Annotated in this window: 15 protein-coding genes, 1 tRNA gene and 1 pseudogene; 16 read left to right on the top strand and 1 reads right to left on the bottom strand. The window is 44.1% G+C overall.

Going from position 1 to position 12,488, the window contains the following annotated elements:
- Positions 1-5: 5 nt before the first annotated feature.
- The 10 genes from NT178_09165 to NT178_09210 all read left to right on the top strand — a co-directional run bounded on the left by NT178_09165 (position 6) and on the right by NT178_09210 (position 8,873).
- Positions 6-482 (top strand): hypothetical protein, encoded by a 477-nt coding sequence (locus tag NT178_09165; GenBank protein MCX5812698.1) that lies wholly within the window; start codon positions 6-8, stop codon positions 480-482.
- A 36-nt stretch (positions 483-518) separates the two neighbouring features.
- Positions 519-872, top strand: coding sequence for an MTH1187 family thiamine-binding protein (locus NT178_09170; protein MCX5812699.1), 354 nt, complete (start codon positions 519-521; stop codon positions 870-872).
- A 543-nt stretch (positions 873-1,415) separates the two neighbouring features.
- Positions 1,416-2,579 carry a dissimilatory-type sulfite reductase subunit alpha gene (gene dsrA, locus NT178_09175; protein MCX5812700.1) on the top strand — a complete coding sequence of 388 codons (1,164 nt, stop codon included), beginning with the start codon at positions 1,416-1,418 and terminating at the stop codon, positions 2,577-2,579.
- 14 nt (positions 2,580-2,593) lie between these two features.
- Complete coding sequence (gene dsrB / locus NT178_09180) at positions 2,594-3,658, top strand: dissimilatory-type sulfite reductase subunit beta (protein ID MCX5812701.1); 1,065 nt, start codon at positions 2,594-2,596, stop codon at positions 3,656-3,658.
- 19 nt (positions 3,659-3,677) lie between these two features.
- On the top strand, positions 3,678-3,893 hold the full coding sequence (locus NT178_09185) for a hypothetical protein (protein MCX5812702.1): 216 nt from the start codon (positions 3,678-3,680) through the stop codon (positions 3,891-3,893).
- 31 nt (positions 3,894-3,924) lie between these two features.
- Complete coding sequence (cobB, locus tag NT178_09190) at positions 3,925-5,430, top strand: hydrogenobyrinic acid a,c-diamide synthase (glutamine-hydrolyzing) (GenBank protein MCX5812703.1); 1,506 nt, start codon at positions 3,925-3,927, stop codon at positions 5,428-5,430.
- Between the two features lie 15 nt (positions 5,431-5,445).
- Positions 5,446-5,763 carry a TusE/DsrC/DsvC family sulfur relay protein gene (locus NT178_09195; protein MCX5812704.1) on the top strand — a complete coding sequence of 106 codons (318 nt, stop codon included), beginning with the start codon at positions 5,446-5,448 and terminating at the stop codon, positions 5,761-5,763.
- Entirely contained in the window at positions 5,764-6,669 is a 906-nt protein-coding gene (locus tag NT178_09200; GenBank protein ID MCX5812705.1) for a respiratory nitrate reductase subunit gamma, read from the top strand.
- Positions 6,666-8,261: a (Fe-S)-binding protein gene (locus NT178_09205; GenBank protein ID MCX5812706.1), complete on the top strand. Its 1,596-nt coding sequence runs from the start codon at positions 6,666-6,668 to the stop codon at positions 8,259-8,261. Before NT178_09200 ends, NT178_09205 begins: the two co-directional genes overlap by 4 nt.
- Positions 8,262-8,513: 252 nt before the next feature.
- A complete protein-coding gene (locus tag NT178_09210; protein ID MCX5812707.1) occupies positions 8,514-8,873 on the top strand; it encodes a hypothetical protein in 360 nt (119 codons plus the stop codon).
- A 391-nt stretch (positions 8,874-9,264) separates the two neighbouring features.
- Here NT178_09210 and NT178_09215 read toward each other — a convergent pair whose 3' ends face one another.
- Positions 9,265-9,393 (bottom strand): hypothetical protein, encoded by a 129-nt coding sequence (locus NT178_09215; protein ID MCX5812708.1) that lies wholly within the window; start codon positions 9,391-9,393, stop codon positions 9,265-9,267.
- 425 nt (positions 9,394-9,818) lie between these two features.
- Here NT178_09215 and NT178_09220 point away from each other — a divergent pair, with 425 nt between their 5' ends.
- The 6 genes and pseudogenes from NT178_09220 to NT178_09245 all read left to right on the top strand — a co-directional run bounded on the left by NT178_09220 (position 9,819) and on the right by NT178_09245 (position 12,439).
- Positions 9,819-10,082 carry a type II toxin-antitoxin system RelB/DinJ family antitoxin gene (locus NT178_09220; GenBank protein MCX5812709.1) on the top strand — a complete coding sequence of 88 codons (264 nt, stop codon included), beginning with the start codon at positions 9,819-9,821 and terminating at the stop codon, positions 10,080-10,082.
- Positions 10,069-10,312: pseudogene (locus NT178_09225) on the top strand (type II toxin-antitoxin system YafQ family toxin). Before NT178_09220 ends, NT178_09225 begins: the two are co-directional and overlap by 14 nt.
- A 67-nt stretch (positions 10,313-10,379) precedes the next feature.
- Positions 10,380-10,901, top strand: a complete 522-nt coding sequence (gene idi / locus NT178_09230; GenBank protein MCX5812710.1) for an isopentenyl-diphosphate Delta-isomerase — start codon at positions 10,380-10,382, stop codon at positions 10,899-10,901.
- 8 nt (positions 10,902-10,909) lie between these two features.
- Positions 10,910-11,419 carry an RsbRD N-terminal domain-containing protein gene (locus NT178_09235; protein ID MCX5812711.1) on the top strand — a complete coding sequence of 170 codons (510 nt, stop codon included), beginning with the start codon at positions 10,910-10,912 and terminating at the stop codon, positions 11,417-11,419.
- A 17-nt stretch (positions 11,420-11,436) separates the two neighbouring features.
- Positions 11,437-12,288, top strand: coding sequence for a flavodoxin family protein (locus NT178_09240; GenBank protein ID MCX5812712.1), 852 nt, complete (start codon positions 11,437-11,439; stop codon positions 12,286-12,288).
- A gap of 75 nt (positions 12,289-12,363) precedes the next feature.
- A tRNA-His gene (locus tag NT178_09245) sits at positions 12,364-12,439 on the top strand.
- The last annotated feature ends 49 nt before the right edge of the window (positions 12,440-12,488 follow it).

Raw genomic sequence — 12,488 nt, forward strand, 5'->3', positions numbered from 1 at the left:
AGCAGATGAAAATAGATGATACCGAAAAGCAAATAAACATTGACGATGATTTCTTTAAAATGGCTGAAGAGCAGTGGAAGCCAAAAGAAAAAGTTGGAGAGAATAGCGCTGTTGCAAAAATAAAGCATCTTTTGCCTGTGTTCCTACCCATAACCTTTATTCTGATAATTATAATCGGAGCTGCAACTGCTTTTATGCGGACGAAAATAATTGACATGGACGAAAGTTTAATATACTTACATAAGATAGTAAGCAGCATAGACACTGCAGCCCTTCGGTCGGAGATGACAGCAATGGAGGCAAAAATTGAACGTATTAATAAAGAAAATGATAAATTAAAGTCTGATCTGGCTCAACTGAATAATGAAATGGAGATCATCAAAGCAAGAAAAGAAAAAGCCGATATGCCTGTCCAGAAGCAGCCTGCTGCCAAGAAAAAAGTTGTCAGCAAAAATCCTGGCAAAAATCCGAAAATACGATAGGTGTTCATGAATACGCCATAAAATTAAGGAGGCATGATGTCTGTCCTGGTCGAGTTTGCCATGTTCCCCACAGATAAGGGGGATAGTATAAGCGAATATGTGAGCAGAATCATCAGAATGATGGACGGGAACAATACCCCGTACGAACTGACATCCATGGGCACTATATTCGAGGTGGAAACACTTGAAGAGGCATTCAATATCATAAACGGGGCGTATAAGCGACTTGAATCCGACTGCAACAGGGTTTACTCAACCATAAAGCTTGACGTCAGGAAAGGGAAAAGCGGGAGAATCATACAGAAGGTTGAGTCAGTTGAGAGAAAGTTGGGTAAGAAATTGAACCTCCCCGCAGCAGAACTGCCAGGTATCAGAGGAATGGGAACATAATTATTCCCCCTCACCCTGCTCTCTCCCACAAGGGGCGAGGGAATGTGGCTGCCCCGAAGCAGAGCTTCGAGGAATCTATTGATTGAATTCATAAATACACATGGTTTGTACCTGCCTTTATAATCCTAACAAAATTCCAAAAATCCCGTCATGCCGGTGAAAACCGGTATCCAGAAGTTAATGAACTACCCGAAGCAGAGCTTCGAGGAATCTATTGATTGAGTTTACTGGATTTCGGCTTTTGCCGGTAGAGCGAAGCAGGCAGTAACTCCGTGCAGACAGGACAATACAGAAAAGAGTGATCAGGGTGCTTTTGCAAAGGTCTCAAAATATGTTTCACAGGAATAGCTTCAACTTTTTTAGAAACCATCAAAAGATATGTACTATAAAATTGACAAGCGCTGTTATTGTGCTACTATTAAAAAATGGGATTTTACAGGGTTCAAATACAAAAGTTCATAAAAACATATTTCGCTGAAGGCATACAGACAACATTGCTCAGAAGGAGGTGCGAAAAGCAACAATATCTTAGGAGGTGTAACAATGGCGGATGAAACACAATTGTTGGACGAGTTGGAAAAAGGCCCCTGGCCGAGTTATGTAAAAGAAATCAAGCGCATGGCAAAAAAGAATGCAGCAGCCAAAGACCTGCTCGGCATTCAGGAACTATCATACGAAGAAAGGGTTACCCATTGGAAACATGGCGGGATAGTGGGTGTCACCGGCTATGGAAGTGGCGTTATAGGGAGATACAGCGACGTACCGGAAAAGTTCCCTAATGCGGCAGCCTTCCATACCATGCGCATAAACCATCCTGCCGGCTGGTTTTATACAACAAAAAGCCTGCGGAAAATATGTGACATCTGGGAAAAACATGGGAGCGGAATGACAAATTTTCATGGTTCCACAGGAGATATTATTCTCCTCGGCACCACTACGGAACATTTACAACCCTGCTTTGATACGTTGATTGAAGCCGGTTTCGATCTTGGCGGCTCAGGTTCAGCACTCCGTACTATTGCCGGTTGCGTCGGCAAGGCACGATGTGAGTGGTCCAATATCGATACCCTCGACCTTGTCTACGATCTTACCATGGAATTCCAGGATGAGATTCACAGACCGAGATGGCCCTATAAATTCAAGATCAAGGCTTCCGGATGCCCTAATGACTGTGTTGCTGCAATTGCACGGGCAGATTTTACCATTATTGGTACATGGAGAGACAGCCTGCGCATTGACCAGAACGCTGTAAAGGTATACGCAGATAATGGATTTGATGTAAGAGGACTTATTGTTGATAAATGCCCATCGGAAGCCCTTATGTGGGATGCGGAAACAAAAGAACTGAAGCTTAACGCAGAGGATTGTGTCAGGTGCATGCACTGTATCAATAAGATGCCAAAAGCAATCAGGCCGGGGCTTGATACGGGTGCGACAATACTGATCGGCGGAAAAGCGCCCATCATAAAGGGGGCGTACCTTTCCTGGGTATTAGTGCCATTCATGAAACTTGAGCCTCCCTATGATGAGATGAAAGACCTGCTCCGTAAAATTTGGGACTGGTGGGACGAGCACGGAAAGACCAGGGAAAGGCTTGCGGAACTCATCGAAAGGAAGGGGCTTAAAACATTTCTGAACGACCTCGGTATAAAACCTGTGCCGCAGATGGTGTATAAGCCCAGGGCCAACCCGTACGTGTATTTTTAATAAGGAGGGATCACATGGGAAGAACAGACATTGGACCACCCGATTTTCGGGAGATGCTGCCGGATGTTATAAAGATGAATTACGGAAAATGGAAATACCATGAAACGCCCCGTCCCGGTGTCCTCAGGCACGTGTCGGAAACCGGCGATGAGATGTTCACGGTAAGGGTAGGATCACCGAGGCTGGTTAGTATAGACTTTATCCGCGATATCTGCAACATAGCGGATAAATACTGCGACGGCCATTTGAGATTCACGAGCCGCTCCAACATCGAGTTTCTTACAGATACCAGGGAAAAAACGGACGGGGTTATCGAAGAGGCTGCGAAGCTCGGCCTTCCTGTCGGCGGTACCGGCGCCTGTATCTCGAATATTATCCACACCCAGGGATGGATACACTGCCACAGCGCTGCAACAGATGCTTCAGGCCTTGTGAAGAGCGTTATGGACGAGCTTTATGAATATTTTACCAGTATGAAACTGCCGGCATTTCTGAGGATTGCCGTTGCGTGCTGCATTAACATGTGCGGGGCTGTACACTGTTCAGACCTGGCAATTGTGGGAATCCACAGAAAGCCCCCGAAGGTCGACAATGAAAAGGTGCTGGCGCAATGCGAGATCCCGACAACTATACAATCCTGTCCGACAGGGGCAATACGCCGTCATGCAGACCCGAATATAAAAAGCGTCACGGTACGGGAAGACCTCTGCATGTACTGCGCAAATTGCTTTACCGTATGCCCTGCTATGCCTCTGGCCGATGCAGATGGCGACGGCGTGGCAATATATGCCGGTGGCAAGGTATCAAACGCCAGAAAACCGCCCATGTTTTCACGGATGATTGTTCCCTATCTGCCGAATAACCCGCCCCGCTGGCCCGAGGTTGTAGATGTGATAAAGAAGGTGGTGGAGATATATGCAAGTGGCGCAAAGAAGTACGAGAGGATGGGCGAGTGGATTGAGAGAATAGGATGGGAAAAATTCTTCAAATTGACTGAGATACCCTTTACAGAACAACACATAGATGACTTTACTCATGCAGTGGAAACTTACAGGACAACAACACAGTTCAAATGGTAAGAGAAAGGAGGTAGTCGTTTTGGCAGACGTGATAGACAGTGAATTAAAACAAAAGGTAATTGATTACCTGAAAACAGTAAGCAAGGCAAAAAACAGGGATGTGGCGCGTGAGATAGGGATTGACAAACACCTTGTGGATAAAGCAATCACAGAATTGAGTAAGGAAGGCAAAATAGAATATATATACCTTGGTGCATCGTTCATAAAACTCAAAGACGAAGAGGCGGGGGCTTAATGGCAAAACCCGGTACGCAGGAGACTTTTGAGTGAAAGATAAGTTATTACCCAGGTTTATGGTGGCTGCGCCTTCAGGCCGTTCCGGCAAGACTGTTATAAGCATAGGTCTTGCAAGCGTATTGACAAAACAGGGCTATACAGTACAGCCTTTTAAGAAAGGTCCTGATTATATTGATCCATCATGGTTGTCTGCCGCATCCGGCAATATGTGCCGCAACCTTGATGCCTTTCTTATGAAGAAAAACGTATTGCTGAAAAGCTTTGAACAGGCATCAGCCGATGCCAATATCGCCCTTATTGAAGGAAATATGGGATTATATGACGGTATTGACAGGAATGGAAACGGCAGTTCTGCCTATCTGGCAAGGCTGCTTCAAGTGCCCATTCTGCTCGTAATTGATACTGCCCGTATGACCAGAAGCGTAGCGGCATTGATTATGGGCTATCAGAGCTTTGAGCCCGACACCAGGATAGCGGGCATTATCCTCAACAACGTGTCGGGGTCAAGGCATGCAGGGAAACTCATCGATGCAGTTGAACAATACTGTAAAATACCGGTTTTGGGGACTATTCCGAGAGACATTGGCCTGAATATTTCAGAGAGACATCTGGGTCTTATACCCTTTCATGAAAATGCATCCAGCGCTTCAGCAATAGAATACATCTCGCGGAAAGCAGAAAAACACCTTGATATTGCCGGCATCCTGAAAATTGCGGCAGGCACAGGGGAAGGCTATCTCAATCATGGAAGGCAAAGTAAAGGCGTAAGCCCAGGGCCTTACGGGGTATGGGCGGCCTCTGAATCCCCTGTCCGGATCGGGGTGTTTCTTGACCGGGTTTTCAGCTTCTATTATCCGGAAAATCTTGAAGCCCTGACAAAGGGCGGAGCCAGGCTTGTCTTCATTGACTCCTTAAGAGACAGTACCCTGCCGGGAATTGACGCCCTTTACATCGGAGGAGGTTTCCCGGAATTCTACCTTGAGGAACTGGCGGCTAACAACGCTTTAATGGCAGAGATCGCACTCTCCATAGAAAGAGGGCTCCCTGTTTACGCAGAGTGCGCCGGTCTCATGTATCTGTGCAAAGGGATTCGTTCAAACAACAGACTTTATCCTATGGCCGGCCTTATCCCTTCCGTAATAGAGATATGCAAAAAACCTCAGGGACACGGTTATGTTGAAATTGAAGTCGTACAGGAAAACCAGTTTTTTCCGGTGGGAAAGGTTTTGCGCGGCCATGAGTTCCACCATTCAATGCTGACCGATACAGATGCGCTTGAATGCGCCTTTCATGTAAGAAGAGGCACCGGGATAGACGGCCTTAAGGATGGCATTATATATAAAAACCTCTTCGCGTCGTATACCCATCTCCATGCCCTTGGTACACCGGAATGGGCAGGTGCTTTTGTATCTTCCGCATTGCAATATAAGAATCGTACCCGGAATAGACATCCTGCCACAAACATCGGGGCATATATGTCAGAGACGGAAAAACCTTCGCGGCAAGCCGCAGGTTATTGGACCCAACAAGAATAGAACAGGAGGAATTATATGGCAAAGATTACGCTTGGCGGAGTAGAAGTCGAGACCGATGAAGATGGTTTTATCCAGGAACCGGACAAATGGAACGAGGATATAGCACAGGACATCGCAAAGATAGAGAATGCATATCCAATGACCGAGGAGCATTGGAAGGTTGTCAATTACCTGAGAGATTACTTCATAAAATATGAGATTGCCCCGCCTGTACGGATGCTGGTAAAGCAGACAGGCATAGATTTGAAGAAGATATATCAGCTTTTTCCGGGTGGACCGGCAAAGGGGGCATGCAAGATAGCAGGGCTTCCAAAACCCACAGGATGCGTGTGATTGAATATCTTCTTGGCCACCCTTACGTACTTTGCCTATATTTTCATCATTGGCATGTATACCATCAAGGCCGTGAAATATATCAGGATGCCTACACATCTCCGTTGGGAGCTATACCCTGTAGTGCATGAAGAACAATATCGTTATACCGGCTCATGTTTCGAGCACACGGATCGGCAAAAAGATATCCGCCGGAAGCATACATTGCGGCGCGTGCTGTTCCTGTTAAAAGAATACTTCACCCTCAGTGAATATTATAAAAGACATGCAAGTTATTGGTTTTTTTTGTACCTCTGGCACATCGGTTTCATGTTAATCATTACATTCCATATATTTTGTTTTTTTGGCGCAGTCTCTATGCTCTCCGGCATGACAATATCTCCCAATTCTTCAAATATTCCCGGCATTGTTTTCTACTACGCAATATTGTTCACCGGAGTTATAAGCTTCATTACCGGCACTTTGGGGAGCACGGGCTTATTCGTTAAAAGGATTATTGATAAAAACCTCAGTCTTTATGCCTCCCCTCTCAATTACTTTTCTTATGCCTTCACCCTAGTCATTTTTTTAAGCGGTATATATGCCTGGTTTTTTGTTGACCCCATGTTGTCCGAATACCGGGAATTCTGGAAGGGACTTATTACTTTGAATTTTATCAATGTGAAGCCGGGCGCAGCAGTGCATATCGTGCTTTTTAACCTGTTTTTGATATACCTCCCTTTTACCCGATCCATGCATTATATTACACGGTTCTTTGCCTTTTTCTTAATCAGATGGGATGATGAGCCAAACGTGCGGGGCAGCGTACTTGAGAAAAAACTGCAAGAACTTTTTGATCAAAAGATAACATGGTCGGCGCCACACATCGAATCCGGCAAGACATGGAAGGAAGCAACAAAACAATGAAGATAGAGGATATCGGCAAGCAAAGCAACCGGATGGTCAATATAAGTCCCGAAGACCTAATGCCCCTGCCCTACCCTTACAATAAACCAGATGATGAACCACCTTTCAAAGAACTCACGGGAGAGCAAAAGGACCGGTATGACACATCGCTTGACGGATTCCTCGCAATAGGCATACCGAAGCCGACAACCAAAGAGGAAGAGGATGCACTTGTCAAAAAATTCCTTTCAGGTCTTGAAAAACTCCTTTCAAAAGAAAATAACTGGACTTTCCTCCAGCCGCTTTTTCATTCCCTTGAATACTGTGTGAAATGCCAGATATGCAACGATTCCTGCCCGGCCTATATTGCAAGCGGGAAGAAGGAGATATACAGGCCTACCTATCGTCCGGAGGTACTAAGGCGGATTATAGAAAAATACATCAAAAAGAAGGGTAAATTCTTATCCTTCATAACAGGCAGCGATATTGAACTGAACTGGACACTTTTATCAAGGTTGGCTGAGCTTGCTTACAGATGTACCCTGTGCAGGAAATGCGCACAGGTATGCCCCCTCGGCGTGGATAACGGACTGATAAGCCGTGAGATCAGAAAGCTCTTCAGTCAGGAACTCGGTATTGCCCCAAGGGAGCTTCATGAACTCGGCACAATCCAGCAATTAAAAACCGGTTCTTCTACCGGCATCACCCCGAAGGCATTAAGCAATCTAATCAGTTTTATGGAAGACGAAATTGAAGAAATAGCCGGAAAGAGGATAAAAATCCCGGTTGATAAAAAAGGGGCGGAAATACTTCTTTTGCATAATGCAGGTGAGTTCATTGCATGGCCTGAAAATACAGAGGCATTTGCAATCATTTTTGATGCAGCGGGCATTGACTGGACACTCTCCAGTGAGGTCATGGGATATGATGCAGTCAATTACGGCGTCTGGTATGATGATATTCAGCTTGCACGTATTGCAATCCGACATGCTGAAGTTGCGAAAAGCCTGAAGGTTAAAAAGATTAATGTGGGGGAATGCGGCCATGCCCATAAGGCGATGATTGTAATTGCTGACAGGGTGCTGACAGGCGATCTCAACATCCCGAGGGAAAGCGCGCTGCCGCTCCTGGAAGAGATTGTGTGCAACGGAAAGTTAAGACTGGATCCGGCCAGGAATGATTTTCCCGTGACCCTTCATGACCCATGTAACATGGTAAGATTAATGGGGATTATGGAACCTCAGAGAAATATATTAAGGAAAATCTGCCCGCAGTTCAGGGAGATGGAGCCCCACGGTGTGGATAATTACTGTTGCGGGGGCGGAAGCGGATTTGCCATCATGCAGTCCATGAATTTCCCTGACTGGCGCAGTGCAGTCTCAGGCCGGATGAAGCTGAAACAGATTTTAGAGACATTTCAAGATGTTATTTCACCGGACGATAAAAAATATGTATGTGCCCCTTGCTCAAACTGCAAAGGACAGATACGAGAACTGTTCAACTATTATGATGTCAACGGGAAATGCGGCATTTTCTACGGCGGTCTGGTTGAATTAATAGTCAATGCCATGACTGATATCGAAAAACCGTTTATTGAATGGGCATGGCATTAAAGCATTAACATTCTGGAAGTCAGGCTGCACGGTTTCTGCCAGTAAGCCAAACATCCTTTCTGAAACAAACAAAGACTGAGTTTTCTATATCGTAGTTGCTTTCAAATGGTAACAAACGATAAACACAAATAAAGACCTTTGCTTAATTCAAGGTTATTTTTTGCATAATTGTTACTGTTTTTTTGTTACTTATTATTAGAAAATGATGCTATTATAATTAAAGTTCAAATATCTCCTTAAAAGGAGTGTTATATGAAGAAAAATCGCCTGAGTTTAACTATATTCTTTATTGTAACTCTAAGTGTATTTATGGTTTTCATGCACTCCCAAGCAAATGCACAGGGAAAATCCCAATCAAAAGCAGAAAACATATTTGTGGACTTAATATTGACTAGACCGTTGGGAATTGTAGCTTGCGCCTTTGGTACAGCCGGCACCATAATATCCTTGCCTTTTTTGGCTTTTAATCCAGACTTGGCGGCTCCGGTTGTGGACAATATGCTGACAAAACCGGGTGATTACACATTTATCAGACCCGTTGGGAATCTGGATAACAACTGGGACCGTAAATATATCAAAGTGCCCAATCCCATCATTCCTGAAAAGGAATAAACCCCTTAATACTCTTTTTTTAGTGTTTGATCTCACGTTATTTACTGTGCAGAGTTGTCCCTCTGCTGTTTTTACTTCAGTCCCAGCGAGTCTTTATGGATAATATTACTACATAAAGGGCATAAAAAAGGGGATGTTGAGACGTTATTTTTTTTCATTGCGATACGGCCCATACAGCGTACATTTCTTTCTATAATACTCGATCAAAGTTAAAAAGCCATATACTTGATAAATAGGTGAACGTGTTACATATAGGTATTTGTGATCAAAGAGCTCAACAGCAATTTTCTCCACCATCACAGTAAAAACTCCCCCGCTCTCCATCACTGGAAAAACGGGAGTTCTATATCAAATCCTGTCTCTGCTTGCACAGCATCAACAAGACCAAGGTCTATTTTGCACCAAGCTGCCCATTAGATTTTAAAATATCCTGCTCCTCTCCCTTTTCTCTTATCGGAAGTGGGGCGCCCCCATCTTTATATATGAGAAGCAGGACATGGAGCAAGCGGGGCCGATTCATTTCTCCTGCATGGATCAACGGCTGTCTCGGTAGAAGCAACACACCAAAATAAAGAAGCCCCTTTCTTTGGCCATCGGGATTTCTGCCGTATTAATTTAGTTTTCCCCATTTTTATATGATTATCTTTGATGAACTCGTAAAAAGTCGTATTTCTGTCGTTTTGTCATTCCCACGAAAGTGGGAATCCAGTGATTTCGATGTGTTCTGGACTCCAGTTTTCACGGGAGTGACGGTTTTTTGACTTTTTACGAGTGTATCATCTTTACAAAGGGAAACAACTTTTTCAGGATACACCGGACAGAAACTGAAATTGGGTATTCATACCAACCACACGGCAAACGATTGGGAATAAAGAACTATTGAATCCCTGCATAACTTTATGCCTCTTATGGGCTACAGTGTAGTTCAATAAGAGGTAACCACATATGGCTACAAACTCAGTTGTCCGTGTGCGTATCGATAAGCATATTAAAGCCCAAGCCAAAGCGGTGCTTGCTTCTATCGGGCTTATCGTTTCTGATGCTTTCCGTATGATGATGATTCGCATTGCGAACGAAAAGACCTTGCCTTTTGACCCCCTCGATCCCAATGACAAAATCATTGAAGCCATGAAGGCCGCCCGTCGCGGCGAGCTTGTTACGGCCGGAACCCCTGATCGCCTGTTCGAGAAACTCAATGCGGGAGATTAGGTATGCCACACGCTTTAAGCGTGATTATAAGCGGGAAAAATCAGGGCGGCACAGTAAAATCATTGATGCCTTCTTGATGGAAGTTGTAAATTTGCTTGCCCCTGCCCCGCACCAACGTTGATCATCCGCTTCTTGGTGAATGGGCCGATCTAATCCTGATTTACCGCAAACCCGACGATGAGCATCTTGATTTGGTCCGTCCCGGTTCGCACAGCCAGCTTGGTTTGTGATGTTTCATGTCCGACAGGCCTGACTTTTTTGTGTTGACTTTAATCGAATACTAAACAATATTAATGCATGGATATGCTCATCCTCATTGACTCTGAAGACAACATCGCTGGTTATGATGAAAAAGAAAAATGCCATCTTATACCCACAAAGCTTCATCGCGCATTTTCCATATTTATTATCAATTCAAAAGGCGAAATGCTCATCCATAAAAGAAGCGGATTAAAGGATACATGGCCCGGATTCTGGACAAATTCTTGCTGCTCCCATCCAAGAAAGGGGGAAGACCTGGAGAATGCTACGCAAAGAAGGCTCATGGAAGAGATGGGGTTTATATGCCCACTGAAATATCTTTTTAAATTCCAGTATAAATTGGATTACGACAAAAAATATGGAGAAAATGAAGTTGATCACGTTTTTATCGGTTTTTATGATGGCCCATTAAAACCGGACAAAGATGAGATAGAGGAATGGAAATTCATCGGCATAGACTCATTGCTGGAAGATGTGGATAATCATCCTGCAAACTATACCCCATGGTTTATGAAAGCGCTTCCTGAAGTAATTAAGTCATATCCGATAAAGCATTAAAGATAAAAATGGTTATCGAAGAACTTCTATCAAGCAAAAAAAATCATATCATCAAAAGATGTTTAAGCCTGATTATGGAAACTTATCCGCCTGGATCATCAGGGGTTTTTGAAAATTCTGAGGACAGGTTTCAAAATCCTGTAGGTTTCACAATTCGTAATGAAATGGAGCATGTCTACAACGAACTTGCTGGAAAAATGGATATGAACAGGCTCAACAATGCCCTGGAAAATATTATCAAAATCAGGGCTGTTCAGGACTTCGCACCATCTGAGGCAATATCATTTGTTTTCCTTTTAAAAAAGGCGATAATGGAAGAAATAACAAAGGACGGATTTGAAGGGACAAGCAGCATGAAACCGGGGGGCGGAAACAAAGAGACGGAAACCCTGGAGGGGTTGCTTCAATTAGAAGAAAGAATAGACAGGATTGCCCTTCTATCTTTCGATATTTACATGAAATGCCGGGAAAAGGTTCACGAAATAAGACTGAAAGAGATAAAACGCACAATACGCTAATATTATAGGGTATTTATATGGTTGAAAATAATTCAACACTCAATGCTCAAAACTCAAAACTGGTTCTCGGTCTTGTCGGTTCACCCAGGAGACTGGGAAACTGCGAGGTATTTATAAAGGAAATTTCAAACCAATTGAACGTCAATCACAGGCTTAAGCTTATCAGACTGCCGGCACTCAATATTCTGCCCTGCAATGCCTGTTATGGATGTATTATGGACAAGCCGTGCCCCAATGAAGACGATATGGCGTTCCTTTTATCACAGATAGTTGAAGCTGACGCAATAATTATGGCTTCACCCATATATTACCTCGGTGCGCACAGCATCTTCAAAAGGATACTGGACCGGGGCTTCCTTTTCTTTACCGTGCTTGAAAAAACATACGGCAAACCATGCATACTGATAAATACTTACGGGATTGAGGGGCGTATAGGCGCTGCCCCACACGCCCTTATGACGTTTGCAGCCTTCCTTGGACTGGACATCAAGGCAAGTATAAACATCAGGGCAGCCCTGCCGGGAGAGATTCTGATGTCGGAGGAAGGAAGACAAAAAGCGGGAATGCTTGCGGAAGTTCTTTCTTCAGATAAAAGAATGAAAAATGAAGACGGCTGCCCCTTCTGCGGCTGTGAGATTGTGAGGATGGAACAGGGAAAATTCATCTGCGCCCTCTGCCATGGTTACTTTGTTATAGATAATCAAGGTAAGACAATAAAAATAAAAGACGGCGGTGTTCTCGGGACAGTGGAACACATGCTCAAGCACAAAGAATGGCTTCGAGGTATGAAGGACAGATTTCTCCAGAATAAAAAAGAAATTGTCAAGACGATTGCCGGTTATAAGGATATCGGGGAGTGGATCAAGTAGCAAATGACCATTTTTACCGGATACAGTTCTTGACATTGACTTTTGTTCATTGTTGTGATAAAAAAACAAGATGTGGTGGGTGTAGCTCAACGGTTAGAGCATCAGGCTGTGGTCCTGGGGGTTGAGGGTTCGAGACCCTTCATCCACCCCAATAATCTCCTATAAAATTCATATTTTCTTGTGTACCACCTTGTAAAATT

This window comes from Pseudomonadota bacterium (assembly GCA_026388255.1).
GTDB lineage: Bacteria > Desulfobacterota > Syntrophorhabdia > Syntrophorhabdales > Syntrophorhabdaceae > JAPLKB01.

Coding starts and splice junctions, on each gene's coding strand:
- NT178_09165 (MCX5812698.1), top strand. CDS start 6: ATGAAAATAGATGATACCGAAAAGCAAATAAACATTGACGATGATTTC.
- NT178_09170 (MCX5812699.1), top strand. CDS start 519: ATGTCTGTCCTGGTCGAGTTTGCCATGTTCCCCACAGATAAGGGGGAT.
- dsrA (MCX5812700.1), top strand. CDS start 1,416: ATGGCGGATGAAACACAATTGTTGGACGAGTTGGAAAAAGGCCCCTGG.
- dsrB (MCX5812701.1), top strand. CDS start 2,594: ATGGGAAGAACAGACATTGGACCACCCGATTTTCGGGAGATGCTGCCG.
- NT178_09195 (MCX5812704.1), top strand. CDS start 5,446: ATGGCAAAGATTACGCTTGGCGGAGTAGAAGTCGAGACCGATGAAGAT.
- NT178_09205 (MCX5812706.1), top strand. CDS start 6,666: ATGAAGATAGAGGATATCGGCAAGCAAAGCAACCGGATGGTCAATATA.
- NT178_09210 (MCX5812707.1), top strand. CDS start 8,514: ATGAAGAAAAATCGCCTGAGTTTAACTATATTCTTTATTGTAACTCTA.
- NT178_09215 (MCX5812708.1), bottom strand. CDS start 9,393: ATGAATCGGCCCCGCTTGCTCCATGTCCTGCTTCTCATATATAAAGAT.
- NT178_09220 (MCX5812709.1), top strand. CDS start 9,819: ATGGCTACAAACTCAGTTGTCCGTGTGCGTATCGATAAGCATATTAAA.
- idi (MCX5812710.1), top strand. CDS start 10,380: ATGGATATGCTCATCCTCATTGACTCTGAAGACAACATCGCTGGTTAT.
- NT178_09235 (MCX5812711.1), top strand. CDS start 10,910: ATGGTTATCGAAGAACTTCTATCAAGCAAAAAAAATCATATCATCAAA.
- NT178_09240 (MCX5812712.1), top strand. CDS start 11,437: ATGGTTGAAAATAATTCAACACTCAATGCTCAAAACTCAAAACTGGTT.